At 74.9% G+C, this 24,684-nt stretch carries 28 protein-coding genes; 6 read left to right on the top strand and 22 right to left on the bottom strand.

What is annotated here, in order from left to right; genetic code table 11:
* Positions 1-45 precede the first annotated feature (45 nt).
* From ABZ881_RS06305 to ABZ881_RS06295, 3 genes are read left to right on the top strand one after another with little or no spacing between them, the layout of a single operon-like run.
* Positions 46-903: a sugar ABC transporter permease gene (locus tag ABZ881_RS06305; protein WP_358482561.1), complete on the top strand. Its 858-nt coding sequence runs from the start codon at positions 46-48 to the stop codon at positions 901-903.
* Entirely contained in the window at positions 903-1,784 is an 882-nt protein-coding gene (locus ABZ881_RS06300) for a carbohydrate ABC transporter permease (RefSeq protein ID WP_344030219.1), read from the top strand. Before ABZ881_RS06305 ends, ABZ881_RS06300 begins: the two co-directional genes overlap by 1 nt.
* Positions 1,785-1,814: 30 nt before the next feature.
* On the top strand, positions 1,815-2,939 hold the full coding sequence (locus tag ABZ881_RS06295) for an ATP-binding cassette domain-containing protein (RefSeq protein ID WP_344030216.1): 1,125 nt from the start codon (positions 1,815-1,817) through the stop codon (positions 2,937-2,939).
* Positions 2,940-2,982: 43 nt separating this feature from the next.
* On the opposite strand, the gene ABZ881_RS06290 is transcribed toward ABZ881_RS06295, so the two are convergent.
* The 3 genes from ABZ881_RS06290 to ABZ881_RS06280 form a co-directional block, all read right to left on the bottom strand.
* A complete protein-coding gene (locus ABZ881_RS06290) occupies positions 2,983-3,606 on the bottom strand; it encodes a DUF1345 domain-containing protein (protein WP_358482278.1) in 624 nt (207 codons plus the stop codon).
* A 67-nt stretch (positions 3,607-3,673) separates the two neighbouring features.
* Positions 3,674-4,786 (bottom strand): 23S rRNA (adenine(2503)-C(2))-methyltransferase RlmN, encoded by a 1,113-nt coding sequence (gene rlmN, locus ABZ881_RS06285; protein ID WP_358482275.1) that lies wholly within the window; start codon positions 4,784-4,786, stop codon positions 3,674-3,676.
* Positions 4,787-4,818: 32 nt separating this feature from the next.
* Positions 4,819-5,397: a hypothetical protein gene (locus tag ABZ881_RS06280; protein ID WP_358482273.1), complete on the bottom strand. Its 579-nt coding sequence runs from the start codon at positions 5,395-5,397 to the stop codon at positions 4,819-4,821.
* Between the two features lie 188 nt (positions 5,398-5,585).
* Here ABZ881_RS06280 and ABZ881_RS06275 point away from each other — a divergent pair, with 188 nt between their 5' ends.
* The gene (locus ABZ881_RS06275; protein ID WP_358482271.1) at positions 5,586-6,071 is read left to right on the top strand and encodes a Rieske (2Fe-2S) protein; all 486 of its coding nucleotides are present in this window, start codon (positions 5,586-5,588) and stop codon (positions 6,069-6,071) included.
* Positions 6,072-6,089: 18 nt separating this feature from the next.
* Here ABZ881_RS06275 and ABZ881_RS06270 read toward each other — a convergent pair whose 3' ends face one another.
* From ABZ881_RS06270 to rpsB, 5 genes are all read right to left on the bottom strand, one after another.
* Positions 6,090-6,851, bottom strand: a complete 762-nt coding sequence (locus ABZ881_RS06270; RefSeq protein ID WP_358482270.1) for a class I SAM-dependent methyltransferase — start codon at positions 6,849-6,851, stop codon at positions 6,090-6,092.
* Positions 6,848-7,783, bottom strand: a complete 936-nt coding sequence (locus ABZ881_RS06265) for a phosphatidate cytidylyltransferase (RefSeq protein WP_358482269.1) — start codon at positions 7,781-7,783, stop codon at positions 6,848-6,850. The genes ABZ881_RS06270 and ABZ881_RS06265 overlap by 4 nt, the downstream gene beginning before the upstream one ends.
* 6 nt (positions 7,784-7,789) lie before the next feature.
* Entirely contained in the window at positions 7,790-8,347 is a 558-nt protein-coding gene (gene frr / locus ABZ881_RS06260; RefSeq protein ID WP_344030195.1) for a ribosome recycling factor, read from the bottom strand.
* Between the two features lie 103 nt (positions 8,348-8,450).
* A complete protein-coding gene (gene tsf / locus ABZ881_RS06255; RefSeq protein WP_344030193.1) occupies positions 8,451-9,266 on the bottom strand; it encodes a translation elongation factor Ts in 816 nt (271 codons plus the stop codon).
* A 107-nt stretch (positions 9,267-9,373) separates the two neighbouring features.
* A complete protein-coding gene (rpsB, locus tag ABZ881_RS06250) occupies positions 9,374-10,258 on the bottom strand; it encodes a 30S ribosomal protein S2 (RefSeq protein WP_358482267.1) in 885 nt (294 codons plus the stop codon).
* 830 nt (positions 10,259-11,088) lie between these two features.
* Between rpsB and ABZ881_RS06245 the strand changes: the two genes are divergently transcribed.
* Complete coding sequence (locus ABZ881_RS06245) at positions 11,089-11,484, top strand: M23 family metallopeptidase (protein ID WP_358482266.1); 396 nt, start codon at positions 11,089-11,091, stop codon at positions 11,482-11,484.
* A gap of 111 nt (positions 11,485-11,595) precedes the next feature.
* Here ABZ881_RS06245 and ABZ881_RS06240 read toward each other — a convergent pair whose 3' ends face one another.
* The 10 genes from ABZ881_RS06240 to trmD all read right to left on the bottom strand — a co-directional run bounded on the left by ABZ881_RS06240 (position 11,596) and on the right by trmD (position 21,975).
* Positions 11,596-12,552: a FliA/WhiG family RNA polymerase sigma factor gene (locus tag ABZ881_RS06240; RefSeq protein ID WP_358482264.1), complete on the bottom strand. Its 957-nt coding sequence runs from the start codon at positions 12,550-12,552 to the stop codon at positions 11,596-11,598.
* Positions 12,553-12,694: 142 nt separating this feature from the next.
* Positions 12,695-13,636 (bottom strand): tyrosine-type recombinase/integrase, encoded by a 942-nt coding sequence (locus ABZ881_RS06235; RefSeq protein WP_358482262.1) that lies wholly within the window; start codon positions 13,634-13,636, stop codon positions 12,695-12,697.
* A gap of 31 nt (positions 13,637-13,667) precedes the next feature.
* Positions 13,668-14,828 carry a DNA-processing protein DprA gene (gene dprA, locus ABZ881_RS06230; RefSeq protein WP_358482260.1) on the bottom strand — a complete coding sequence of 387 codons (1,161 nt, stop codon included), beginning with the start codon at positions 14,826-14,828 and terminating at the stop codon, positions 13,668-13,670.
* The gene (locus ABZ881_RS06225; RefSeq protein ID WP_358482259.1) at positions 14,825-16,339 is read right to left on the bottom strand and encodes a YifB family Mg chelatase-like AAA ATPase; all 1,515 of its coding nucleotides are present in this window, start codon (positions 16,337-16,339) and stop codon (positions 14,825-14,827) included. Before ABZ881_RS06225 ends, dprA begins: the two co-directional genes overlap by 4 nt.
* Positions 16,339-16,704, bottom strand: a complete 366-nt coding sequence (locus tag ABZ881_RS06220) for a YraN family protein (protein WP_358482258.1) — start codon at positions 16,702-16,704, stop codon at positions 16,339-16,341. Before ABZ881_RS06220 ends, ABZ881_RS06225 begins: the two co-directional genes overlap by 1 nt.
* Positions 16,705-16,851: 147 nt before the next feature.
* Entirely contained in the window at positions 16,852-17,175 is a 324-nt protein-coding gene (locus tag ABZ881_RS06215; protein ID WP_085912401.1) for a DUF2469 domain-containing protein, read from the bottom strand.
* Complete coding sequence (locus tag ABZ881_RS06210) at positions 17,172-17,966, bottom strand: ribonuclease HII (protein WP_358482559.1); 795 nt, start codon at positions 17,964-17,966, stop codon at positions 17,172-17,174. Before ABZ881_RS06210 ends, ABZ881_RS06215 begins: the two co-directional genes overlap by 4 nt.
* Before the next feature lie 89 nt (positions 17,967-18,055).
* Entirely contained in the window at positions 18,056-20,452 is a 2,397-nt protein-coding gene (gene lepB, locus ABZ881_RS06205; RefSeq protein WP_358482256.1) for a signal peptidase I, read from the bottom strand.
* Positions 20,453-20,494: 42 nt separating this feature from the next.
* The gene (rplS, locus tag ABZ881_RS06200; RefSeq protein WP_344028571.1) at positions 20,495-20,854 is read right to left on the bottom strand and encodes a 50S ribosomal protein L19; all 360 of its coding nucleotides are present in this window, start codon (positions 20,852-20,854) and stop codon (positions 20,495-20,497) included.
* Between the two features lie 344 nt (positions 20,855-21,198).
* Positions 21,199-21,975, bottom strand: coding sequence for a tRNA (guanosine(37)-N1)-methyltransferase TrmD (gene trmD / locus ABZ881_RS06195; RefSeq protein ID WP_358482558.1), 777 nt, complete (start codon positions 21,973-21,975; stop codon positions 21,199-21,201).
* A 214-nt stretch (positions 21,976-22,189) separates the two neighbouring features.
* Between trmD and ABZ881_RS06190 the strand changes: the two genes are divergently transcribed.
* A complete protein-coding gene (locus ABZ881_RS06190; RefSeq protein WP_358482254.1) occupies positions 22,190-23,041 on the top strand; it encodes a hypothetical protein in 852 nt (283 codons plus the stop codon).
* On the opposite strand, the gene ABZ881_RS06185 is transcribed toward ABZ881_RS06190, so the two are convergent.
* From ABZ881_RS06185 to ABZ881_RS06170, 4 genes are all read right to left on the bottom strand, one after another.
* The gene (locus ABZ881_RS06185; RefSeq protein WP_358482253.1) at positions 22,983-23,519 is read right to left on the bottom strand and encodes a Clp protease N-terminal domain-containing protein; all 537 of its coding nucleotides are present in this window, start codon (positions 23,517-23,519) and stop codon (positions 22,983-22,985) included. The two genes, ABZ881_RS06190 and ABZ881_RS06185, sit on opposite strands and share 59 nt — an antisense overlap.
* A gap of 13 nt (positions 23,520-23,532) precedes the next feature.
* A complete protein-coding gene (locus tag ABZ881_RS06180) occupies positions 23,533-23,748 on the bottom strand; it encodes a helix-turn-helix domain-containing protein (protein WP_344028561.1) in 216 nt (71 codons plus the stop codon).
* A 108-nt stretch (positions 23,749-23,856) separates the two neighbouring features.
* Positions 23,857-24,429 carry a ribosome maturation factor RimM gene (rimM, locus tag ABZ881_RS06175; RefSeq protein WP_358482251.1) on the bottom strand — a complete coding sequence of 191 codons (573 nt, stop codon included), beginning with the start codon at positions 24,427-24,429 and terminating at the stop codon, positions 23,857-23,859.
* Positions 24,426-24,665 carry an RNA-binding protein gene (locus tag ABZ881_RS06170; protein ID WP_344028556.1) on the bottom strand — a complete coding sequence of 80 codons (240 nt, stop codon included), beginning with the start codon at positions 24,663-24,665 and terminating at the stop codon, positions 24,426-24,428. Before ABZ881_RS06170 ends, rimM begins: the two co-directional genes overlap by 4 nt.
* Positions 24,666-24,684 lie beyond the last annotated feature (19 nt).

The raw sequence follows: 24,684 nt of genomic DNA, 5'->3' as shown, positions 1-24,684 counted from the left end.
CCCGGGCGGCCCGCGGCCGGTCCCGGCTCGCGCCGGGACGGCTGGATCCGGCGCGGTCCGCTGCTGCCCGCGCTGATCTTCACGATCGTCGTCACGCAGCTGCCGTTCCTGTTCACGATCTACTACTCGACGCAGTCCTGGAACCTGGTCAACCCGGGCAGCCAGCGATTCGTCGGCATCGACAACTACGTGACGGTGTTCACCGACTCGCAGTTCCGCGGCGTGGCGCTGAACTCGATCGTCCTCACGCTCGGCTCGGTGCTGATCGCGATGGTCCTCGGGCTGGCGATCGCGCTGCTGCTCAACCGGAGCTTCCCGGGGCGCGGCCTGATCCGGACGCTGATCATCACGCCGTTCCTGATCACCCCGGTGGCCGGCGCGCTGATCTGGCAGACGGTCATGTTCGACCCGACCTACGGCCTGGTGAACTTCGTCCTCGGGCCGTTCGGGGCCGGCACCACCGACTGGATCTCCAGCTACCCGCGGGCCGCGGTGATCGTCGCGCTGGTGTGGCAGTGGACGCCGTTCATGATGCTGCTGCTGCTCGCCGGGCTCGGCTCACAGCCGCCCGAGGTGGTCGAGGCGGCCCGGATGGACGGGGCAGGCGGCTTCGCGGTGTTCCGCGAGGTCACCCTGCCGCACCTGCGCCGGTTCATCGAGCTGGGCGTCGTGCTCGGCGCGATCTACCTGGTGAACACGTTCGACACGATCTACATGATGACCCAGGGCGGCCCGGGGACGGCGAGTGCGAACCTGCCGTTCTACATCTACCAGCGCGCCTTCCTGGGCTTCGACATCGGCGAGTCGGCCGCGATGGGCGTGGTGACCGTGGTCGCGACGATCATCGTCGCCACCCTGGCCCTGCGCCTGATCTTCCGTAGCTTCTCCACCGAGGAGGCGTGATGACCGCGGTCTCCGACGACGCCCGGGACACCCGCACGACGCCGGGCGCGGGCACGCCCGCCCGGCCGACCGGCCGCGCCACCGGCACCCTGCTGACGGTGCTGGCCTGGGTCGTCGGTATCGGATTCTTCTTCCCGGTGCTGTGGATGGTGCTCACCGCGTTCAAGCAGGAACGCGACGCCTACACCGACCCGCCGACCCTGTTCTTCACCCCGACGCTGGACCAGTTCGCCGGGGTGTTCGGCGGCGGCGTCACCCCGTACCTGCTGAACTCGCTGTTCGCGACGCTCATGTCGACCGCGCTGGTGCTGCTGCTCGGCACGCCGGCGGCGTTCGCGCTGAGCCTGCGCCGGGTAAAGCGCACCCAGGACGTGCTGTTCTTCTTCATCTCGACGAAGATGCTGCCGATCGTCGCGGCGATCGTGCCGATCTACGTCGCGGTGAACTTCATCGGCGCGCTGGACAACATCTGGACCCTGGTCGTGCTCTACACCGCGATGAACCTGCCGATCGCCGTCTGGATGATGCGCTCGTTCTTCCTGGAGGTCCCCAAGGAGCTCCTGGAGGCCGCCAGCATGGACGGCGCCTCGCTGTGGCGGTCGCTGCGCGAGGTCGTGCTGCCGATCATCTCGCCCGGCATGGCCGCCACCGCGCTGATCTGCATGATCTTCAGCTGGAACGAGTTCTTCTTCGCGGTGAACCTGACCGCGTCCCAGGCCGCGACCGTGCCGGTCTACCTGGTCGGCTTCATCACCTCCGAGGGCCTGTACTTCGCGAGCCTGTGCGCCGCGGCCACGGTGGCCGCGCTGCCGGTCGTCATCATCGGCTGGATCGCGCAGAACAAGCTGGTGCAGGGCCTGTCCTTCGGGGCCGTCAAGTGAGCCCCCGTCCCGTTCAGAGAGGAACCCGCCGTGGCTGACGTGGTGTTCGACCAGGCGAGCCGGATCTACACCCCGGGCGCCAAACCGGCGGTCGACCGGCTGGACCTGACCGTGGAGGACGGCGAGTTCGTCGTCCTGGTGGGGCCGTCCGGCTCCGGCAAGTCGACCGCGCTGCGGATGCTGGCCGGGCTCGAGGAGATCGACGGCGGCGCCATCCGGATCGACGGCGAGAACATGGTCGGCGTGCCGTCGAAGGACCGGGACATCGCGATGGTGTTCCAGAACTACGCGCTCTACCCGAACAAGACGGTCGGCGAGAACATGGCGTTCCCGCTGAAGATGGCCGGCCTGGACAAGGACGCGCGGGCGACGAAGGTCCGCGAGGCGGCCGAGATCCTCGGGCTCACCGACTTCCTCGACCGCAAGCCGCGGGCGCTGTCCGGCGGGCAGCGGCAGCGGGTCGCGATGGGCCGGGCGATCGTCCGCGAGCCGCGGGTCTTCCTGATGGACGAGCCGCTGTCCAACCTGGACGCCAAGATGCGGGTGTCGACGCGCACCGAGATCGCCGCGCTGCAGCGCAGGCTCGGGGTGACCACCGTCTACGTCACGCACGACCAGGTCGAGGCGATGACGATGGGCGACCGGGTCGCGCTGCTCGCGGACGGAAAGCTGCAGCAGTTCGCCACCCCGGCCGATCTCTACGACCGGCCGGACAACGCCTTCGTCGCGGGCTTCATCGGCTCGCCGTCGATGAACCTGTTCACCGTGCCCGTCACCGAGCGCGGCGTGCGGCTGGCCGGGCACGAGATCGGCCTGCCGCAGGACGTGCGGTCGACGATCGGCGCCCAGCAGCTCACCACGGTGACACTCGGCATCCGGCCCGAGCAGTGGAGCGTCGGCTCCGACGGCGGCGAGGGCATCCCGGCCCGGGTGGACGTCGTCGAAGAGCTGGGATCGGACGCCTACCTCTACGGCACCCTCGCCGAGTCTTCCGGGGACCTGTCCGCGACCGCGTCGCTGACCGGCTCGAAAGACGACGCGGTCGTGGTCCGGACCGGCGGCCGGTCCGGGGCGCGCCGCGGGGACCGGGTGGCGCTGACGCCGTCGGTGGAGGGGCTGCACCTGTTCCACCCGGAGACCGGCGCCCGCCTGTGAGCACGCCCGCCCGGCGGCGCGAGGGGGCCGCCGGGCGGTGCCGTCACCGCTCGTTGATCACGCCGATCGCGATCGCCAGGATCGCGGCGTTGTAGAGGAACGCCAGCACGCTGTGCGCCAGCAGCCGGAACCGGACGGCCGATCCGTTGGTCTGCACGTCGGAGACGTTGAACGAGGTGCCGACGCCGAACGAGAAGTAGGCGAAGTCGACGAGCGTCGGCCGGTCGGTGCCGGGGAAGACCAGGATCCGCTCCGGCAGCGCCGCGTAGTAGTCGCGGGCGTACCGCTCGGCGTAGCCGAAGTGCAGGATCGCCCAGGCCAGCAGCACCGCGGGCACGGCGGCGAGCTGACCGGCGAGCTCCAGGTCCGGGTCCGGGTCGCCGATCACGATCATCAGTCCGGCGGTGATGCCGGCCAGGCTGGTGATGGTGGTGAGCAGGAACCCGCTACGTCCGCCGAGCGCGGACCGCAGCCAGCCGCCGTCGGTCCCGCCGCGGTCGCGGGCGCTGCGGACCAGCCGCCGCACCCGGATCGTCAGGTAGAGCACGGCGAGCAGGTCCCAGAGCAGCAGGATCGCCAGGTTCTCGTCGATGAACACGGCGATGCCGAGCAGCACGAGCGCGAACTCGATCACGCGCGAGGTGATCAGGGACAGCCGTGCACTCACGGACCGTTCCTCGTCGGGTGCCGCACCGGACCAACCTAGCCCGGCGACGGCCGCCGGCAGCCGGGGATCACCCGGCCGGGTGCGAGGCGGCGAGCTGGCCGCAGGCGGCGTCGATCTCCTGCCCGCGGGTGTCCCGCACGGTGCAGGCGACGCCGGCGGCCCGCACCCGGCGCACGAACTCCTCCTCGACCGGCTTCGGCGAGGCGTCCCACTCGCTGCCCGGGGTCGGGTTGAGCGGGATCAGGTTGACGTGCACCCGGGAGGTGCCGATCCGCTGCCGGAGCAGCTTCCCGAGCAGGTCGGCGCGCCACGGGTGGTCGTTGACGTCCCGGATGAGCGCGTACTCGATCGAGACGCGGCGGCCGGTGGTGGTGGCGTAGCGGCGGGCGGCGTCGAGCACCTCGCCGACCTTCCACCGGTTGTTGACCGGCACCAGGGTGTCGCGCAGCTCGTCGTCCGGGCAGTGCAGGGAGACCGCCAGGGTGACCGGGATGCCCTCCTCGCGGAGCCGGTCGATCGCCGGGACCAGCCCGACCGTGGAGACGGTGACGCCGCGGGCGGAGATGCCGAACCCGTCCGGGGCAGGCGAGGTGATCCGGCGGACGGCGGCGACCACCCGCTTGTAGTTCGCCAGCGGCTCGCCCATGCCCATGAACACCACGTTCGACAGCCGGGTGTGCTCGTCCAGCACGCCGTCCCGGGCGTCGGCGGCGGCCCGGCGCACCTGGTCGACGATCTCGGCCGTCGACAGGTTGCGCTGCAGACCGCCCTGGCCGGTCGCGCAGAACGGGCAGGCCATCCCGCAGCCGGCCTGGCTGGAGATGCAGACGGTGGCCCGGTCCGGGTAGCGCATCAGCACCATCTCGGCGAGCACGCCGTCGTGGCCGCGCCACAGCGTCTTGCGGGTGGCGCCGCCGTCGCAGGCCTGCTCGGTGAGCGGGGTGACCAGCGGCGGCAGCAGCGCACCGAGCTTGCCTCGGGCGTCGGCGTTGAGATCGGTCATCGCCTCGACGTCGGCGGTCAGCCGGCCGAAGTAGTGCCGGGACAGCTGGTCCAGGCGGAACTTCGGCACCCCGAGGTCGGCGGCGACGGCCGCCTGTTCCGCCGGGTCGAGATCGGCGAGATGGCGGGGCGGCGTGCCGCGGCGGGGGGCGTCGAAGACGAGCGGGAGGCTGGACATGGCACCCACCAGTGTGCCAGCCCGGCGCCGGGCTACCGCAGGCCGGGGATCCGCAGGTTGTAGCGCCGTGCGAGGTCCTCCAGGATCCCGAGCCTGCGCAGCGCCGCCACCCACAGCACGATGCCGGCGCCGAGCCCGATCACCGGCTGCGACGAGCCGGTGCCCTGGCCGGTCCAGGTCAGCGCGAGGAACGCGCCGAACGCGGCGATCAGCAGCACCAGGGCGCCGGTGGCGACCAGGCTGCGCTCCTCCAGCACGGTGGACGCCTGGATGAGCAGCACCCCGACCAGCGCGGCGGACACCGCGATCGAGATCTCCCGGTAGCCGACCAGCCCCAGGATCGCGGGCAGCAGCACGAGGCCGGCCACACCGATCAGGATCAGCCGCTGCATCCGGCGCTTGCGCTCCGGGTGCAGGGTGACGGCCATCGCGGCGTTGCGCCGCCGGACGACCCACATGTAGGCGGAGAGGAACAGGCCGAGCGCGACGAGCACGGTGCCGAACCCGCTGGCCAGACCGCCGGCGCCGACCGTCCAGGCCAGCATGCCGAGGACGATCTCCAGGCTCGGGGCCGGCACACCGAGCGAGGGCTGACGCGTGGTGTACGGCATGGGTCCACGGTAGCGAGACCGGTCGCCCGTTCGCCGCCACTCCCCCGCCGCAGGTGAGCGGTCGGGCTTGACGCCCACCCCACCGGAAATCGGACATCGTGGGACGCTGACCGCTCGGGTGGGCCCCGAACCCCGCCCGGCACACCACCACCGACGCCGGACCGGTCCGGCGCACGTCGAGGAGCACGATGACCCACCCCGAGAAGGCACGGCCGGTGACCGACGACGCCCCCCGGGCGACCCGGCCCGGAGTCGGCAGGCGCACCGTGTTCGCCGGCACCGGCGCGGCGGTCGCGATCGGCGCGGTCGCGGCCTGTGGCGGCGGCACCACGACCACCGACGACGGCAGCGGCCAGCAGCAGACCGGCGACGTCCCCGACGGCGCGCCGGGCACCGAGCTCGGCCCGGCCTCGGAGGTCCCGGTCGGCGGCGGCACCATCTACTCCGACGAGCAGATCGTGGTCACCCAGCCGACCGAGGGCGAGTTCACCGGCCTGTCCGCGGTCTGCCCGCACCAGGGCTGCGCGGTCGGCTCGGTGGCCGGCGGGGTGATCGTGTGCCCGTGCCACGACAGCCGGTTCGGCCTGGACGGTACGGTGCTGCAGGGCCCGGCCCGGCAGCCGCTGGAGTCGCGGCCGGTGACCGTCGCCGACGGAACGATCACCCTCGCCTGAGCCCGCCCGGGCCCAGCGTCAGGGCAGGATCAGCCCGGCCGGGCCGTTCGTGGCCCGGCGCCGGGTGTGCACCCGGTAGCCGACCCGGAGGGTCAGCCCGGCGACGTCGTCGATGGCGTGGCGGGCGGTGCGCTTCGAGAACTCGATGCGCAGCACCTCCTCCAGGTCAGAGCGCTGCTCGAAGCGCCAGGTCGCGACGACCCGGCGCAGCGCGAACCCGTGCCGGGCGAAGAACCGGTCCACCGCGGGCGGGTCGTAGCGGGGTAGCTCGGCCCGCAGCCAGGCGCCGTACGGCCGGGACGTGAAGTCGAGGTCGACGACGGCGAGCACGCCGCCGGGGCGCAGCACCCGCTGCGCCTCGGCCAGGCCCGGCTCGCAGCCCGGCCCGAAGAAGTACGCGGTGCGGGCGTGCACCAGGTCGGCGGAGGTATCCGGCAGCGGCAGCGCCTCCGCCCCGCCCTCGAGCACGGTGATCCGGTCGTCGCCGGCGCACCGGCGGCGGGCCCGCTGCACCAGCGGCGGATGCGGTTCGACGCCGGTGACGGTGGCCGCGTCGTCGGCGAACCGGGGCAGGTGGAACCCGTCGCCGCAGCCGACGTCGACGACGTCCCGCCCGGCCCAGCCGCCGGTCTCCTCGCGCAGGGCGGACCAGAGGGTGCCGTCGGCGTCCTGCGCGCGGTTCTCGATCTCGTAGATCTCGGGCCAGTTCCAGATGTTCGGGCTCGGGATGGCCGGGCCCGGCCGCGGCTGCCCGCCGAAGCCGGCGTAGCTCCGGCTCACGCGACCGGGACGACGAGCCCGAGCACCGCCCAGGCGACGAACGCGGTGGGCAGCAACGAGTCCAGCCGGTCCATCAGGCCGCCGTGGCCCGGCAGCAAGGTGCCCATGTCCTTGATCCCGAGGTCGCGCTTGACCAGCGACTCCACCAGGTCGCCCAGGGTCGCGGTGGCGACCAGCAGGGCGCCGACCAGGATCCCCCAGTACCAGGGGACGCCGAAGAACAGCGCCACGCACAGCGACCCGGCGATGATCCCCGCGACCAGCGAACCTGCGAAGCCCTCCCAGGACTTCTTCGGGCTGATCGTCGGCGCCATCGGGTGCCGGCCGGCGACCACTCCGGCGGCGTACCCGCCGACGTCGGAGGCGATCACGCAGAGCAGGAAGGTCAGCACCCGGCCGACGCCCTGCGGGGCGACCGTCAGCTGGACCGCGAAGGCGACCAGCAGCGGCACGTAGACCGCGACGAACAGCGACGCACCGATGTCCCGGACGAAGTGGGCGGCGCCCTCGCGCATCCGCCAGATCAGGCAGCCGAGGACGGTCGCGGTGAGCGCGATCGCGGCGCCGCGCACACCGAACGGCCAGGACAGCCAGACGACGGCCTGCCCACCGGCCAGCAGCACCGGCAGCGAGACCCGGATCCCGGCGCCGCGGCGCAGCGCGCCGGCCAGTTCCCAGGTGCCGATCGCGGTGACCGCGGCGAGCACGACGACGAAGCCCTCGGGCACGATCAGCAGACTGAGCAGGATGATCGCGCCCAGCCCGACACCGACGGCGATCGCCGCGATCAGGTTGCGGCCCAGCCGGGACCGCTTGTAGCCCTTCATCCCGCGGACCAGCTGGGGCTCGCCGGCCGTGGCCGCGGCGCCCGCCGGTGCCTCACCGGGCAGGTCGGACGTCACGGGGACGGCGGCGTCGGGAGAAGGGGTCACCGGGCGTCAGACCTCGAGGAGCTCGGATTCCTTGTTCTTCACCAGCTCGTCGACCTGGGCGACGTACCGGTCGGTGAGGTTCTGCAGCTCCTTCTCGGCGCGCACGACCTCGTCTTCGCCGGCCTCGCCGTCCCGCTGGATGCGATGCAGCTCGTCCATCGCCTTGCGGCGCAGACCGCGGACGACGACCCGGGCGTCCTCGCCCTTGCCGCGGGCGACCTTGACCATGTCGCGGCGGCGTTCCTCGGACAGCGCGGGGATGATCACCCGGATGATCTGTCCGTCGTTGCTGGGGTTGACGCCGAGATCGGACTCGGCGATCGCCTTCTCCATCGCCTTGAGCTGGCTGGCGTCGTAGGGCTTGATGACGGCCATCCGGGCCTCCGGGATGGAGACCGACGCGAGCTGGTTCAGCGGGGTCGCGGCGCCGTAGTAGTCGACGACGATCCGGGAGAACATGTTCGGCGTCGCCCGGCCGGTGCGTACGGACGTCAGATCGTCCCGCGCGACGGTGACGGCCTTCTCCATCTTCTCCTCGACGTCGAAGAGGGTTTCGTCGATCACGGTTGCTTCACCCCGGCCTGTCGTACTCGCTGTTCCCACACCGATCCTCTCACCCTCCGCCCGGGCGGTGCGTACCGCACCGCCCGGGCTGGGTGAGACCGGATCAGTCCTGGCCGACCTCGAAGCGGACGAAGTCCTTGACCGTCAGGCCGGCCTCGTCGGCGACCGCCTTGACGGACTTCTTCGGGTCGAGCACGGACGCCTGCTCCAGGAGCACGATGTCCTTGAAGAAGCCGTTCACCCGGCCCTCGACGATCCGCGGCAGCACCTGCTCGGGCTTGCCCTCCTCGCGGGCGGTGGCCTCGGCGATGCGCTTCTCGTTCTCGACGAGATCGCCGGGGACCTGCTCGCGGGTGGTGTACTGCGGGCGCGCGGCGGCGACGTGCATCGCCAGGCTGCGGGCCGCCTCGTCGTCGCCGCCCTCGTAGGACAGCACGACGCCGATGCCCGGGGGCAGGTCGGTCGAACGCTTGTGCAGGTAGACGGCGGTCGGACCGTCGACGTTCACGTAGCGCTTGAGCTCGAACTTCTCGCCGATCCGGGCGGACAGCTCCTGGACGGCCTCGCCGACGGTCTTGTCGTCGAGCTTCGCCTCGGCCAGCCCGGCCAGGTCGGCGGGCTTCTGCTCGACGGCGGCCTTCAGGATCTTCTCGGCCAGCACGATGAAGTCGTCGGACTTGGCGACGAAGTCGGTCTCGCAGTCCAGCTCGACCATGATGCCGCCCTCGGCGACGACCAGGCCGTTGGCCGTGGCGCGCTCGGCGCGCTTGCCGACGTCCTTCGCACCCTTGATGCGCAGGAGTTCGACGGCCTTGTCGAAGTCGCCCTCGGACTCCTCCAGGGCCTTCTTGCAGTCCATCATCCCGGAGCCGGTCAGCTCCCGGAGCCGCTTGACGTCGGCGGCGGTGTAGTTCGCCATCAGGTGTCTCTCGTCCTCTGGGTCGTGACGGGAATGGGTCGCCCGGGAATCACCGGCAACGCACCGGGGATCGGGCCCGGTGGTCACCGGTCCCGATCCCCGGACGGTCAGTTCTGGGTGCCGTTGCTGGAGGTGGCGGGCGCGGTCGCGGCGGAGGCGCCGTCGCCGCCGCTCGCGGCGGCACCGTCGCTGCCCGCGGCGGCGATGGCGGCACCGTCGGTGGCGACCTCGGTGCCGGCCAGCACGTCCTGCTCCCACTCGGCCAGCGGCTGCTCGGTGGCGGCCTCGCCCTCGCCGCGGCGGGCACCGCGGGCGACCAGGCCGTCGGCCGCCGCCTTCGCGATCACCTTGGTGAGCAGCGCGGCGGAGCGGATCGCGTCGTCGTTGCCCGGGATCGGGAAGTCGACCTCGTCCGGGTCGCAGTTGGTGTCCAGGATGGAGACGACCGGGATGTTCAGCTTCCGGGCCTCGCCGACGGCGATGTGCTCCTTCTTGGTGTCCACGATCCAGACGGCGGACGGGACCTTGGACATGTCGCGAATACCGCCGAGGGTCTTCTCGAGCTTGTCCTTCTCACGGGTCAGCGTGAGGATCTCGCGCTTGGTGCGACCCTCGAACCCGCCGGTCTGCTCCATCGCCTCGAGCTCCTTGAGGCGCTGCAGCCGCTTGTGCACGGTCTGGAAGTTGGTGAGCATGCCGCCCAGCCAGCGCTGGTTCACGTACGGCATGTTGACCCGGCCGGCCTCGTCGGCGATGGCCTCCTGGGCCTGCTTCTTGGTGCCGACGAACATGATCGTCCCGCCGTGCGCGACGGTCTCGCGCACGAACTCGTAGGCGCGGTCGATGTACGAGAGCGTCTGCTGGAGGTCGATGATGTAGATGCCGTTGCGCTCGGTGAGGATGTAGCGCTTCATCTTCGGGTTCCAGCGACGGGTCTGGTGCCCGAAGTGCACGCCGCTGTCGAGCAGCTGCTTCATGGTGACGACGGCCATGGCCTGCGTTCACCTCTCTTGTCGGGCGCGGCGGACGCCGCGCGTGCGGTTCACTGCGGGACCCCCGGTGGGGTGGACCGCCCTGGCGCCCGCGGCGGGACCGGACCCGGTTCCCCGATCATCGAGACGAGCTCGACGACCGGATCCGCGGGACCGCCCGGCCTCCGCTCCCGGCGCCGTACCCTGCACGGACACTGCAGCGACGGCGACGCGGGCACGCGGGCGCGCGAAGTCACCACACAGAGCGTGGTGCGGGTACCAGTGTACGCCGGGCCCGTCCGGGCGATCGCGGCGGAGCCCGTTCGGCGCCGCGCCGTCCCCGCGGGGGTGTGTCCACAGGTGCGGGATCCGTCCACAACTGCGCGGTCCGCCGGTCGCGCGGGCCGCAGTGGCCGCAGGCTCGTGGGGTGGATCCGGCACCGCTGACCTCGCGTCCTGCGCCCGGCCCGCCGGGGCGGGCGCGGGCGGGCCCGGGTGGGCACGGCGTGCCGTGCGTCCGGGCCGGGTGCGGGAGGAGGGCTGCACGGGTGGTCGCGGTCGGGGTGGCCGTGGTCGTCATGCTGGCAGCCGCGGCGGGGCCGTGGTCCGCGCATGCCGGTTCATGGTCCGCCACCTCGGCTCCCCCGGCTCCCCCGGTCGGCTCCGCCACCTCGGCTCCCCCTGCCGGCTCGGAGCTCCCTGCCGGCCCGGTTCCCCGCCCCGGTCCGGCGCTCCCGGACGCTCCGGGGACGGCGGTCACCTCCGTAGCCCCACCCGCGCCGCCGCGCCCGGCGGGTGCCGGGATCCCGGCTCCCGGCGCGCGGTACGCCTGGCCACTGCATCCGCCCCCGGTGGTGACCGGGGCGTTCCGGGCTCCCACGTTCCGCTACGGGCCGGGGCACCGCGGCGCCGATCTCGCGGGAGGGCCGGGGCAGGCCGTGCTCGCCGCACGGGAGGGGACCGTCGTCTTCGCCGGGCCGGTCGCGGGGCGCGGTGTCGTGTCGGTCGACCATCCGGACGGCCTGCGCAGCACCTACGAGCCCGTGACGGCGACCGTGGCCACGGGCACCGTTGTCGCACCCGGGGATCCGCTCGGGGTGCTGGAGGCCGGCCACCCCGGGTGCCCGGTCGCGGCCTGCCTGCACTGGGGTGTGCGACGCGACCGGCTCGACCACCTGGATCCGCTGGTGCTGCTGCGCCCGCCGCGGGTCCGGCTGCTGCCCTGGGCGGGCGCGGCTCCCGGGTGACGCAGGGCCGGGCAGGTCAGGCGCACGGACAGGGGCGCGGCGCTGCGGCGCGGCCCGGCGCGACCCGGCGCAGCCCGGCGCGGCTCGGCCCGGCACCGTGCCACCGGGCCGTCAGCCGGCGATCGCGTGCACCAACCGGCCGCGCAGTCGCGTGATCATCCGGGCGTGCAGCTGGCAGACCCGCGACTCGGTGACCCCGAGCAGCGCCCCGATCTCGGCCAGCGTCAGGTTCTGCAGGTAGTACAGCTGCAGGACGACCCGGTCCCGCTCGCCGAGTTGCGCGATCGCCGTCCTCAGCTCCTGCGAGGTCTCCCGGCGGACCGTGATGAGGGCGGGATCCCCCGAGTCGTCGCCGACCAGGGCGGACAGGCCGTCGTGGCCTGGCGTCGCGTTCTCCGCCAGGTCCTCGGCGCTGATCAGGTGCCGGGGCCGGACCGCGTGGCGCAGCTCGCGCACGCCGATGCCCAGCTCGGCCGCGAGCTCCCGGTCGGTGGCCGGCCGTCCCGCCCGGGACTGGAGGACGTCGCGCGCCCGCTCGACCTCGCGGATCCGGGCCCGCACGGTGCGCGGGACCCAGTCCTGGGCGCGCAGCTCGTCGAGCATCGCCCCGCGGATCCGCTGGGCCGCATAACCCTCGAAGCGGACCCCGCGGACCGGGTCGAACCGGTCGACCGCCTCCATCAGGCCGAACGTGCCGGACTGCATCAGGTCGGCCAGCTCGATCGAGGTGGGCAGCCGGACGGCGAGCTTCGTCCCGACCCCCCGGACCAACCGGGCGTGGCGCTCCACGAGCCTGCGCCGGACGTCCGGGCACCGGTGCGCGAGAAACGCGCGCCACAACGGCACTTCGCCGGCGTCGACGGTCTCGATCAGGTGATCACGCGCGGCCCCGGGCGTGTCGCCGGTCGCGCCACCCGCCGGGACCAGGGCCATCCGGCCGTGACCGCCGACCCGGACGGGCGCCGGGCCCGGGCGTCCGCCGCGCTGCCCGGCCGGTTTCCGCGGGCCGCCCGCGGGCGGATCGGGGACGGCGGCGAGCGCGGCGTTCGGCACCGGGGAAAGCAGCACGGGGGCGGGTGGCACGGGGGCGGGTGACACGGGGGCAGGTGGCCCAGCCACGGGCGCAGGCGCACCGTCTACGGCCCGGTCGAGGGCGGACGCCAGGGCATCGGGGAACGCAGGAGGCCGGACGGACGCCGGGAGCGGCGCCTCACGCCCGAGGGTGGGCCTGGTCATGAACCACCTTCAGCCGATCAACGGTCACGTGGGTGTAGAGCTGAGTCGTTGACAGCGTAGCGTGACCGAGCAACTCCTGTACGTAACGAAGGTCGGCTCCGCCCTCCAGGAGATGCGTGGCTGCGGCGTGCCTCAGGCCGTGCGGCCCCACGTCGGTGGCGCCCGGGACCGCCCGCATCGCGCGGTGCACGACGGTACGGGCCACCCGCGGATCGAGCCGCCCGCCCCGCACCCCGAGCAGCAGCGCCGCCGGCGAGCGCGGCGTCGCCAGCGCGGGCCGGCCCCGTTCCAGCCAGCGCCGCACCGCCCGTGCGGCCGGGACCCCGAACACGACCGTCCGCTCCCGATCGCCCTTGCCCCGGACCCGCAGCGTGCGACCGGGCTCGTCGACCCGGTCCAGGTCCAGGCCGCAGAGCTCGGCGACGCGGATCCCGGTCCCGTAGAGCAGCTCCAGGACCAGCAGGTCGCGCAGCGCCTCCGGGTCGTCCTCGGTCGCCCCGGAGATCGCGGCGTCCAGCACGGCGGCCGCCTCGTCGGCTGCCGGGACCTCGGGCAGCACTGTGACCGCGCCCGGGGAACCGAGCCGGGCGGCGGGATCGTGGGCGAGCCGCCCGGTCCGGACCGCCCACGCACAGAACGTCCGGGCGGCGGCCGTGCGCCGGGCCACCGTCGCCCGTCCGGCACCGGCGTTGAGCGTCGCCGCCAGCCGCATGCGCAGGTGGTCGAGATCCAGCGCGCCGAGCCCGGGCAGGTCGCGCAGCAGGTCGGTGAGATCGGAGCGGTACCCGCGCACGGTGTGCGGCGAGCGGCCGCGCTCGTGCAGCAGGTGCCCGGCGAACGCCGCCACCGCGGAGGAGACCTCCGGGGCCAGGCCGTCGCCGGGATGATCGGTCGCGCCGGGCCGTGTGCTCGCCATGCACGGACGGTGCGCGCCCCGCGGTGCCCGGTCAAGGACCGTCCCGGCGCGCCGGGCGTTGCCAGAGCCCCCGGTGGTACTCGGCGAGGCCCCGCCCCTCCAGCTCGACCAGCGCGATCCGCACCGCGTCCGGCGCGACGCCCGCGATCTCGCCGAGCCGGCGGGCCGAGCAGGCGGCCCGGGCGGGCAGCGCGTCGTGCACCGCGAGCGTGCCCGGGGCGAGCCCGTCGGTCGGGCGGCGCTCGGCGACCCGCTCCGGGGCGAGATCGACGCCGAGCCTGCCGATGGTCTCCAGCACGTCCTCCGGTCTGCCGACCAGTTCGGCCTGCCCGCTGCGGACCAGCTCGTGGCAGCCGACCGACATCGCCGAGGTCACCGCGCCGGGCAGGGCCATGAGCGGGCGCCCGAGCGCCACCGAGTCCGACGCCGTCCGCCGCGAGCCGCTGCGATGGCCCGCCTCCACCACCAGGCAGCCCGCCCCGAGCGCGGCCAGCAGCCGGTTCCGCACCAGGAAACGGAGCCTGCCCGGGGTGGCGCCGGGCGGGTACTCGGTGAGGACCAGGCCGGTGGCCGCGATCCGCTCGATCAGCCCGGCGTGCGCGGCCGGATAGACCCGGTCCGGGCCGCAGGCCAGCACCGCGACCGTGCGGCCGCCCGCGGCCAGCGCACCGCGGTGCGCCGCGGCGTCGATGCCGAACGCGGCACCGGAGAAGACCGCGACGCCGCTGCGGGCGAGCACCGAGGCGAAGTCGGCGGCCGCGTGCAGGCCGTACCGGGTCGCCCCCCGGGCCCCGACGACGGTGACCGACCGGTCCGCCAGCGCGGACGGGTCCGCCGGGCCACGGGCCCACAGCGCCACCGGCGGGGCGAGATCGGCCCGCCGGGCGGTGCCGAACGCGGCGAACTGCCAGCCGGGCCACTGCGGGTCCTCCGGCACCAGCAGCCGGGCCCCGGCCGCCGCGGCGATCGCGAGATCGGCCTCGGAGGTGTCGGTCCCCCGCCGGGCTGCCGCCCGCTCCAGCAACGCCCCGGGCACCGCGCCCCGGCGCAACCGGTCCGCGGCCTCGACCGGGCCATGCCGCTCGACGAGGTGCACCAGCAGCCGGCTCGGCGGCTCGACCGTGCGCAGCAGGTAGGCGCGCGCCCGGATGATCTCCTCGGGCACCGGCACGGGTGCGGTCGCCGCGGTCATGCGGCACCCCGGTCCCGGAAATAGAGCGCGGCGTCGACATCGGCCGGGCCGGGCCGCGCCGCGCCGGCGAGATCGGCCAGCGTCCATGCCACCCGCATCGCGCGATCCGCTCCGCGCGCACTCAGCTCCCCCGCGTCCAGCCGCGCCTGCAGGGCGGCCAGCACCGCCGGAGGCAGCAGGAAGCGGGATCGGAGCACGGTGCCGGGGACCTCGGCGTTGCACCGCCAGCCGTCGGCCGACCAGCGCTCGACGGCGGCCGCCCGCGCCGCCAGGACCCGGGCCCGGACCGTCGCGGTGTCCTCACCGCGCTCGTCGGCCGCCGCCAGCACCGTCACCGGGGACATCTGCACGCGCAGGTCCACCCGGTCCAGCAGCGGCCCGGACAGCCGGGCCAGGTAGCGGCGGCGGACGTCGGGCCGGCACCGGCAGTCCCGGTCGACCGGCGGCGCGCACGGGCAGGGATTGGCGGCCAGCACGAGCTGGAAGCGCGCCGGGTACCGGACCGTCCCGTCGGCCCGGGACAGCCGTACCTCACCCTCCTCCAGCGGGGTCCGCAGCGAGTCCAGCGCCGTCGCCGGCCAGTGCGGGCACTCGTCGAGGAAGAGCACGCCCCGGTGGGCCAGCGACACCGCCCCGGGGCGCGCCACCCCGCTGCCGCCGCCGAGCAGCGCCGCGATCGACGCCGAGTGGTGCGGCGCCACGAACGGCGCCAGCACGCTCAGCGGCGCGGAGTCCCCGAGCCGCCCGGCGACCGAGCGGATCGCAGCCAGCTGCAGTGCCTCGGAGCGGTCCAGCTCGGGAAGCAGGCCGACGATCCGCTGCGCCAGCATCGTCTTGCCGGTCCCGGGCGGGCCGACCATCAGCAGGTGGTGCCCGCCGGCGGCGGCGATCTCCAGGGCCCGCCGCGCGTCGTCCTGCCCGAGCACGTCGGACAGCTCGGGGACCGCCGGTCCGTGGCCCGCGGTGTCCGGCGGGCCGGCCCGGTCCAGCTCGCGCTCCCCCGCCGCCCACTCCAGCACGTCGGTGAGCCGGTCGGCGCCGCGCGCGTCGAGCCCGTCGACCAACGCCGCCTCGGCGAGCACCGCACGCGGCACGACCGCCCGGACCATCCCCGCCTCCCGGGCGGCGAGCAGGCACGGCAGCACGCCGCGTACCGGGCGCAACCGGCCGTCGAGCGCGAGCTCGCCGAGCAGCGCGGTGCCGCGCAGCCGGTCGGCCGGGATCGCCCCGGTGGCGGCCAGGACGCCGCAGGCCAGTGCCACGTCGAAGCGGGAGCCCGTCTTGCGCAGGGTCGCCGGGGACAGCGCCAGGACGATCCGCTGGTTCGGCCACGCCCGCCCGGAGTGCACCACCGCCGACCGCACCCGGTCCTTGGCCTCCTGCAGCGAGGCGTCGGGCAGCCCGACCAGGTGCACCCCGGGGATCCCGCCCCCGACCACCGTCTCGATCTCGACCGGGACACCGTCGACCCCGTGCAGGGCGACCGACCACACCCGCGCCGGCGGGCCCATCAGAACGCCGCCGGGTAGTGCACCAGCGTCGCCGGCCCGCGCGGTGGCATCAGCACGGCCACGACGTCGAACCGGACCTCCGCCCAGGGCAGACGGTGGGCGGCCATCCACTCCCGGGCGAGCCCCCTGATCCGCCGCACCTTGTACGCGGTGACCGCCTCGGCGGGCTCGCCGAACCGGGTGCCGGAGCGGGTCTTCACCTCGCAGACGACGACGAGCCGGCGATCCCGGTCGGTCGCGACGATGTCGAGCTCGCCGGCCCGGCACCGCCAGTTGCGGGACAGCACGACCATCCCGTGCTCCCGCTGTAGGTACTCGGCGGCGGTGTCCTCACCGCGGCGGCCGAGCTCGTCCTTCGCAGCCATGCGTCCACGATCGGGCCGCGCGGGCGTCCCGCACCCGCCGATCGCGGACCTGTGGACGGATCGGGCACCTGGGGACGGGCACCGGGAACCGCGGCCCCGCGCCGCACCGCGCTGTCGGGGGTGTGCGGCAGGCTCGGCGGGGGCGGCTCAGCCCGGGAACGCCTCGTCGCCCGGTAACCGCAGGTCCGGGGTGTCCAGCTCCTCGATGTTGACGTCCTTGAACGTCACCACCCGCACGTTCTTCACGAACCGCGCCGGCCGGTACATGTCCCAGACCCACGCGTCCGACATGCGCACCTCGAAGTAGACCTCGCCGTCGGCGTTGCGCGGCGCCACGTCCACCGAGTTCGCCAGGTAGAACCTGCGCTCCGTCTCCACCACGTAGGAGAACTGGGCGACGATGTCCCGGTACTCCTTGTAGAGCGTGAGCTCCATCTCGGTCTCGTACTTCTCGAGATCCTCGGCGCTCACCGGCCCGCTCCTCCTGTGACGATCTCCATCGGCTCCCATCGAGTCGGATCCGCCTCCTCGGCGGATCCGTCCGGGTCCTCAGGGACCTCCTCGCTGACATCCTCATTGTGGACCAGCCCGATCGGGACCCCGCGCCCGGCCACCGCGGCGACGTTCGCGAACGAGAACCGGTGCTCCGCGCACGGTCCGTTCTCGTGCAGCGCCGCCTCGTGTTCGGGGGTGTTGTAGCCCTTGTGCACGGCGAAGCCGTACCGGTCGTGCACGGTGTCGAGCTCGGTCATGATGCGGTCCCGGGTGACCTTCGCCAGCACCGACGCCGCCGCGATGCAGGCCGCGACCCGGTCTCCCTTGGGCACCGCGAGGGCGGGGCGGCCGAAACCGCGGACCGCGAAGCCGTCGGTGAGCACGTACCCGGGCGGCGCGCCGGTCAGCGCGGCGACCGCCCGCCGCATCCCCTCGATGTTGGCGACGTGCACCCCGCGGCGGTCGACCTCGGCCGGCGGCACGACGATCACGGCCCGGTCCAGCGCCCGCTGCACGATCCGGCCGAACCAGTACTCCCGCGCCGACGGCGTCAGCAGCTTCGAGTCGGTCAGCCCGTCGAGCGCCTTCGCATCACCCGGCCGGAGCACGCAGGCCGCGATCACCAGCGGTCCGGCGCTCGCCCCGCGACCGGCCTCGTCCACCCCGGCAACCGGGCCGAGGCCGTGCCGGTGCAGCACCGACTGCAGGGTCCAGCTGCCGGCGTCGCGGACGACGGCGCGCGGCGGGCGCAACCCGTCGGGCAGCACCCGGACCGGGCGCCGCCGTGCGGGTCGCGCACGGCGGGTCGCCGCGGCCGGGCGGGCGCGGTGCGGGGGAACCGGCACGGTGCTCCCGGTCAGGATCTCCGGCGCCACCCCGACGGGGGACGCACTGCGGGCAGGAACCGCTCGGCCTCGGCGCGGGCCCGCAGCATGCGACGCCGGCCGAGCGCGAACGGCAGGGCCCCCATCATGCCGAGGGCCAGCGGGAGGCCGTCGGGCAGCCCCGCCGCGGAGGCCGTCGCGGTCTGCGGGTTGGTCGAGCCGAGCCAGCCGAACCGGTCGAACGGCAGCACGATCAGCCGGGCCTTGCCGATCACGTTCGCGTCCGGGATCGGTCCGTGGCCGGCCGCCCGCGAGTCCGCGGAGTTGTTCCGCGAGTCGCCCATCATCCAGTACTCGCCCTCGGGCACCGTCACCGGACCGAACGGGATCTGCCGGGCCGGGCCGGCCTCCGGCAGGTAGTAGACGTAGGGCTCCTCGAGGGGCTGGCCGTCCACCATGACCTGGTTCAGCGCGTCGCAGCAGGCCACCGTCTGACCGCCGACCGCGATCACCCGCTTGACGAAGTCCTTCTCGTCCGGCGGGGCGAACCCGACCAGCGAACCGACCGTCTCCAGGCCGCGCAGCAGCGGGTTGGCCGATCCCCCGCCGGTCGAGCCCTCGGCGCTCCACCCGTCGGTGCCCCGGAAGACCACGATGTCGCCCGGCGTCACGTCGGTGAAGTTGTAGGTCACCTTGTCGACGAGCACGCGGTCGTTGGTGCAGCCCGGGCAGCCGTGCAGGGTCGTCTCCATCGACCCGGACGGGATGACGTAGACCTTCGCCAGGAAGGTCTGGATCAGCACCGTCAGCAGCAGCGCGACGCCGGCGAGCAGCAGCAGCTCCTTCCAGAAGGCGAGCTGGCGCTTCTCCCCGTCCTCCCCCCGGGTCGCCTTCGACCGGCCGGTCAGGGCGGCGATCCGGCCGGAGATCCCGACCGGTTCGCTGCGCTTCCCGGCCCGCGGGTCGTCGGCGTCCGCGGCCGCGTCGTCGGGCTGCTCGTCGGGATCCGGGTCGACGGACGGCTCCGGAGCCTCCGGGACGGGCCGGGCGGACCGCCGACGCCGGCGCACCGGCTCGAACGCCTCGGCGTCACCGGGCGGGACGGACCCGTCCTCGGGGTCCGGCGCGCCGCGGCGCGGACCGTCGCCCGGGCGGGCCGGGGCGGCCGGGCCGCCGAACACGGTGGTCTCCTCCGGCGGCAGCGGGCTGCGCGGGAGCGGGGCGGACGGCACCCGGCCCGACGGCGCCCCCGGCGGGCGGACGGAGGGTGCGCCGGGCCCCTGCCCGGGGCCTGCGGGACGGCGTCGCGGAGCGCTGTCGTAGGCGGTGGGCGGGCCGGCATCGCCGTGCCGCGCACCGGACCGGGCCGGGCCGTCGCGACCGGCATCCCGGCGCCGCGGGGCCTCGGGCTGCTGCGGCGGGTGAGTGTCGAACCCGGCAGGCCGGGCGTAGCCGTCCGGTCGTTCCGGGTGGCCCGCGCGGCGGGCGTGGCCGTTGCCCGGGGCCGGGGCGGCGGGCGGCTCGAACCCGGTGCCGACGCCGGGGGCGGCCCAGCGGCCGTTCGCGGTGTCGCCGTGGCGGCCCGGCGCCTCGGGCGGGCGGTGCCCGGCGCGCGGATCGGCGCCCGGGTGCCTCGGCGGAGGTCCGGCCGGGCCGGGCTCGCGGCGGTGGCTGCCGGTGCGGGCGGGACGGGACCCGTCGCCGTCCGGGTGCCGGACGCGGCCGGGCCGGGCCTCGCCGCCCTCCGTGCGGGCCCGCCCGGGCGGCGGATCGCCCGCACCGTCGGCGCGGCGCGGGCGGTGGTCGTCGGCGTCGTGCGGCCGGGGTCGCCCGGCAGGCGGCCAGGAACGGTCCTCGGCCCGCCTGCGGCCGCCCGTCCCGTTGGTCCCGGTGTCGGCCAGCCGCCCGGCGTAGCGGGCGCGCAGCGAGTCGGGGCCGTCGGTCACGGCCCCGTCCGCACCGCCGTGGCCCGGGTCGCGGCCGTTGTCATGGCCGTTGTCGTGGCCGTTGCGGCCGGCGGGACCGCCGGCCGGGTCGTGGCCCGGGCGGTGGCCGTTGGGGTAGCCGTCCGGATCGGGTGCGACGCCGTTGCGCCCGGACCCGTGCCGGCGGCGGCGCTCCCCGGCGACCGTGCCGTAACCGTTGCGGTACCGGCCGGGCCGGTCGTGGTCGTCCCCCGGCCCGGGCTCGGCGTGCCGGGTACGCACCCCGTACGACGCCGGCTCGGCCGGGTCGTCGTCCGTGCGGGCCGGGACGCCGTGCTGCAGGGCCGCCCCGAGGAGCCAATCCTGCTCGGAGCCGGCGCCCTGGGCGTCCGCCGTCGCCGGGGCCTCGGGGGCCCGTCGCCGGCCGGGGCGCTCGGGAGCGTCGCCACCGCGATACCGCCGGGGGCGGGCCCGGCGGTCATCGGGGAGCTCGGGGAAGGCCACGGTTCGAGATTACGTCACCCGCCCGTCACGACGGGGTGACGGTCAGGACGCGGACGGGGCCTGTCGGCGCTCCTTGATCTTCGCGGCCTTGCCGCGCAGGTCACGGAGGTAGTACAGCTTCGCCCGGCGGACGTCGCCGCGGGTCGCGACCTCGATCTTGTCGATGTTCGGCGTGTGCACCGGGAAGGTGCGCTCGACGCCGACCCCGAACGAGATCTTGCGGACGGTGAAGGTCTCCCGGGCCCCGGCGCCGTGCCGGCGGATGACCACACCCTGGAAGACCTGGGTACGGGTCCGGTTGCCCTCGATGACCTTCACGTGCACCTTGAGCGTGTCCCCGGGCCGGAAGTTCGGGATGTCGGAGCGCAGGGTCTGCGCGTCCAGAGCGTCCAGGGTGTTCATGTCGACGGTCCGTCCTCGTGTGTCGTGCGTGTTCGTGCAGGTCGTGCGGTGCCACCCCGGGTTCGTTCCGGGTCTGCTCCCGGGCCACCCGGGTGATCCGCACCTCGCCGGTGGGACACTCGACCGGGTGGCGGGCTCCGGTACGGCCCGCGCGGCGCACGATCTCCTCGACCGGCGCGCACCACCGTCACCGGGCACCGCACGCGGCGCTGGCAACCCGTCCATAGTGCCAGACGGGCCGATCGGCCCGGACACCCGGTGCTCCGGGCGCCCGGGACCGGCCGCCGGGGGGAGTTCCGGCGGGCGCCGGACGGTCGTCCGGATCGGCGGGTGACCGGGCCCGGTCAGCCCTGCGGCCGGCCCCCGGCGGCGTCGTCCCGCCCGGCGGCCAGCACCGCGCGGTCGGCGGCGTCGAGCGCGTCCGGCGGGAGCGCGTCGAGCAGGTCGGGACGACGGTCGCGGGTCCGTTCGAGCGCCCGATCCCGCCGCCAGCGGGCGACCGCGGCGTGGTTGCCGCCCCGCAGGACGTCCGGCACGGCGAGTCCGCGCCAGGTCTCCGGGCGGGTGTAGGAGGGGCCTTCGAGCAGGCCGTCGGAGAACGAGTCCTCGGCCGCCGAGCGCGGGTTGCCGAGCACCCCGGGCAGCAGCCGGGCGACCGCCTCGACCATCACCAGCACCGCGACCTCGCCGCCGACCAGCACGTAGTCGCCGATCGAGACCTCGTCGACCTCGACGCCCCGGTTGCGGGCGTCGACCAGCACCCGCTCGTCGATGCCCTCGTAGCGGCCGCAGGCGAACACCAGCCGCCGCTCGTCCGCCCAGGCCCGCGCGGTCGCCTGGGTGAAGGGCCGCCCGGCGGGCGTCGGGACCACCAGCCGGGCCGGCTGCGGCCCGGCCGCCAGTACCTCGTCGAGCGCCTCGCCCCACACCTGCGGGCGCATCACCATCCCGGGGCCGCCGCCGTACGGTGCGTCGTCGACGGCCTGGTGCACGTCGTGCGTCCAGCGGCGCAGGTCGTGCACGGCCACCTCCAGCAGGCCGCGTTCGACGGCCCGGCCCAGCAACGCCTCGCGCAGCGGGTCCAGGTAGGCCGGGAAGATGGTGACGATGTCGATCCGCACGTTGCGGATCGTCGCAGGCGGCCGTGATCCGCCCGCGGACACCTCCGGCGCCGGTGCGCTCACCCACCGGGAGTGAAGACGCCCCCGTCCGGACCCGCCTACCGTGTGGCGGCCCCCTGCCGCACACCACCGAGCCGGGAACGCCGATGCCGTCCGATTCGCCGACCGACCGGACGGCCCCGTCCCGCAGCCGGCCGCCCGGCCGGTTCGGGCGGTGCCGCGACCGCCTCGGGGCGCTCTACCGGGGCTGGCTCGTCGGCCGGCCGCCCGGTTCGTCGCCACCAGCGGCTACGACCGGGCACTCGCACTGGCCGCGCAGGCGTTCGTCGCGCTGGTCCCCGCGGTGATGCTAGCCGCCGCGTACCTGCCGTCCGGCGCGGGCGGGCCGCAGGAGTGGCTGGTCACCCGGTTCGACCTGTCCGGCGAGGCGGCGGCCGCGGTCCGGGAGCTGATGCAGCCCCCGCCGGCCCCCGCGACGTCCGGGATCGTCGGCGGAACGGTGCTGATCCTGCTCACCGGGTTCGGTTTCACCCGCACGCTGCACCGGCTGCACGTCGCCGCGTGGTCGCTGCCGCCGCTCGGTCTGCGCGGGTACCTGCACGGGCTGGTGGCGGTGCTCGCCCTGGTCACGGCGGTCGTCTGCAGCGTCGTGCTGAGCCCGTCGGGCGACCGGTTCCCGGCCACCGCGCTGGCCGTGCACGCGGCGCTGGCGATCATCCTGTTGCTGCCGGTGCAGTGGCTGCTGCTCGGCGGCCGGATCCGGTTGCGCAGGCTGCTCCCGGGCGCGCTGATCATGGCCGCGGGCCAGACCGTGATCGCCGCGCTGTCCGGGCCGTACCTGCGGCTCGCGATCGACTCCCAGGCGGACCGGTTCGGTGCGATCGGCGTCGCGTTCGTGCTGGTCTCCTGGCTGCTGCTGCTGGCCTACCTGCTCGTCGCCGCGGCGGTGTCCGGCGCGGAGATAGCCGGCGCGCCGGCGCCGGGCGTGCCGGGGCCGCCCCGGCGGCTCAGCCCGCCCGGCGACCGCGCCGCTCGGACACCGCCCGGCGCATCCCGTCCAGGGTGACGCCGTGCGCGGCCAGCACCCGGGACGCCGGGTGCCCGGGATGCAGCAGCCCGAGCAGCACGTGCTCGGTGCCGATGTGCCGGTCGCCGAGCCGGATCGCCTCGCGCAGCGCGAGCTCGAGGGACTTCTTCGACGCCTTCTCGAACGGGATGTGCCCGGCGAACCACCGGCGGCCGCGGGTGCGGTCAAGCGCCCCCGGGCCGAACGCCTCCTCGGCGGCCCGGCGCACCTCGTCGAGGTCGATGCCCAGCGCCGCCAGCGCCGCCGCGTCGCCGGTGGTCCCGGCCGCGAGACCGCGCTCGACCTCGGCGATGCCGATCCCCGCGTCCCGCAGCAGCTCCTCCCCCGGCGAACCGGGGCAGCACAGGATCCCCAGCAGCAGGTGCTCCGGGCCGATCCGCCCGGCACCGCGCTCGCGCGCCCGTTCCTGGGCGAGCACCACGGCCCGCCGGGCCGGGTCGGTGAACCTCTCGAACACGGTCGTCTCCCCTCTACAGGCCGAGCCGGCGGTACTTCTTGTGCACCGCCTGCCGGCTGATCTGCAACGCCTCGGCGATCTGCTGCCAGGACCAGCCCCGGTCACGGGCGTTGGTCACCTGGAGCTCCTCCAGGGACTCCTGCAGTCCGCGCAGGGCCGCCACCGCCGCCAGACCGACGGCCGGGTCCTTGCTGGACGCCGCCGCGGCCACCGCCGTCGCATCACTCATGGATGTCAACTTAGGTTGACGCGCACCCATTGTCAACCTTGGTTGACGCGCTGGGCGTGCGACGGGCCCGGCGGCGCACTGCCACCGGGCCCGTCGGGAGAGGGAGGGTCAGTCCTCGTCCGGGTCGAGCAGACCGTCCGGCGGATCGAGCACCACGCGTCCGTCCGCGAGATCGACGGTCGGGACGATGGCGCCGACGAACGGCACCAGCGCGTCGTGACCCGCCGGGCGCCGGACCACCAGCAGCGAGCCGCCGGGGCCGTGCACGACGTCGACGACGGTGCCGGCCGCGGTGCCGTCGACCAGCTCGGCGCGCAGGCCGGTGAGCTGGTGGACGTGGAACTCGTCCGGGTCGGCCGGGGCGGCCAGCTCGTCGGTCGGGAGCAGCAGCTGGACGCCGCGCAGCGCCTCGGCGGCGTCCCGGTCGGCGACCCCGTCGAACAGGACCAGCCAGCGGCCGGAGTGCGGCCGGGCGGACGAGACGGCCAGCGTGGTCGTTCCCGCGCCGCCGCGCCGGGCGCCCCGCAGCACCGCCCCGGGGGCGAACCGCAGCTCGGGCGAGTCGGTGCGCGACTCGACGACGACCTCGCCGCGCAGGCCGTGTACACGCACGACGACGCCGACCAGGACCTCCGTGGAGGCCCGGCCGGCGTCGGTGTCGTGCGGGACGGGGCCCGTCACCGGTCGGTGTCGACCACGTCGACCCGGACCCCTCGGCCGCCCACGCCGCCGATGACGTTGCGCAGCGCGGTGGCGGTCCGGCCGCCACGGCCGATCACCTTGCCCAGGTCGTCCGGGTGCACGCGGACCTCGAGGATCCGGCCGCGCCGCCCGGTGACCAGCTCCACCCGGACGTCGTCGGGGTGGTCGACGATGCCGCGCACGAGGTGCTCGAGCGCGTCCGCGAGGACGCTCATGTCGTCGCCCCCGCGGGAG

This window comes from Pseudonocardia sp. NPDC046786 (assembly GCF_040645415.1).
GTDB classification, from domain to species: Bacteria; Actinomycetota; Actinomycetes; order Mycobacteriales; family Pseudonocardiaceae; genus Pseudonocardia; species Pseudonocardia kongjuensis.
The sequence above is the reverse complement of the archived record's forward strand: the minus strand, read 5'-3'. Positions and strand labels throughout refer to the sequence as shown.